Consider the following 622-nt stretch of genomic DNA (forward strand, 5'->3'; position numbering starts at 1 on the left):
CATTCTTTTATTCGCTATTCCCAGTGTAGAGAGAGAGGGAGAGGGTTGGGATACAATACCGAAAGTTCCTGAATGTTTTGAAGAGATAACTTACGGTACTTTTTATGATTTAAGCGAATGATTAATTACGGAGTTAATAAACATGAATGATTTAGAGTATTGGAGTGACTGTATTTCTTATGGCGCTGATGATTGCAATTTGGTTTTAACACAAGACCAAGTTAAATCATTAGCTGAATCTGTCATGCAGGGTCACGAGTGTTACGGAATGTCATTTTATTCACCGCCGTCAAACGAACGTTACGCAGAAATAGAAAGGGAATGGAAATTAAAATTTGATAAATTACAAAATGAATTTGATGCATATATAAATAATGCAGAGACCGCCGTTAGAATTGCATTGCGACAACATCGAGATACGAAAATCTCAATCGATAAAGACGGGGAGGTTTTTAGATGTAATGGACGCTCTGAACAAATTCAATAATCAGCATTATTTCGCCACACCGGGAAAAACAATAGGGAATTATCGGCACGGAAGCCAATTATCAACTAAACCTATGAGGATTAAATTATGTCGAAGAAATTAACAAGAGATTTAAAGAAAGAAATAGTTAATAAC

Annotated in this window: 1 protein-coding gene; it reads left to right on the plus strand. The window is 35.4% G+C overall.

Features of this window, described 5'->3' with window-relative positions:
* Positions 1 to 142 precede the first annotated feature (142 nt).
* Positions 143 to 487 (plus strand): hypothetical protein, encoded by a 345-nt coding sequence (locus AACQ83_RS24365; protein ID WP_112879882.1) that lies wholly within the window; start codon positions 143 to 145, stop codon positions 485 to 487.
* Positions 488 to 622: the final 135 nt, after the last annotated feature.

It is taken from the genome of Photorhabdus sp. S10-54, from assembly GCF_963878145.1.
Taxonomy (GTDB): Bacteria; Pseudomonadota; Gammaproteobacteria; order Enterobacterales; family Enterobacteriaceae; genus Photorhabdus; species Photorhabdus kayaii.

What these genes read in the sequence shown, in the direction of transcription:
- AACQ83_RS24365 (WP_112879882.1), top strand. Translation starts at nt 143, where the DNA reads ATGAATGATTTAGAGTATTGGAGTGACTGTATTTCTTATGGCGCTGAT.